This window comes from Bacillus pretiosus, from assembly GCF_051294775.1.
Classification (GTDB): Bacteria; Bacillota; Bacilli; order Bacillales; family Bacillaceae_G; genus Bacillus_A; species Bacillus_A wiedmannii.
The window spans coordinates 1-286 of record NZ_JBPPHF010000466.1; the positions used below are offsets into that span (position 1 = coordinate 1).

Consider the following 286-nt stretch of genomic DNA (forward strand, 5'->3'; position numbering starts at 1 on the left):
AGCCCATATCATGTGTCAATGGTAACCAACTAGCCATGACATCATTTGTGTCTAGTTTCAAACGATCTACTATCTGTGCCAAATTATAACCTAGATTTTCATGTGTTAATTTTACTCCTTTAGGGTTACCTGTGCTGCCAGACGAATATTGTATATACGCTAAGTCCTGACAATCTACTGTAACGCATTGCCCCTCTTCCATATTACATGCTAAGGTTTCATACTCTAAGTATTTCAAATTATTGGCTTCATAACTTTCTCTATACGTATTTAAATTTCTTTCATC

At 35.3% G+C, this 286-nt stretch carries 1 protein-coding gene; it reads right to left on the reverse strand.

The features are described 5' to 3' along the window. Nucleotides 1-238: AMP-binding protein (locus ACSG5Z_RS31755; RefSeq protein WP_435712938.1), on the reverse strand; the 238-nt coding region annotated here is incomplete at its 3' end. Nucleotides 239-286: the final 48 nt, after the last annotated feature.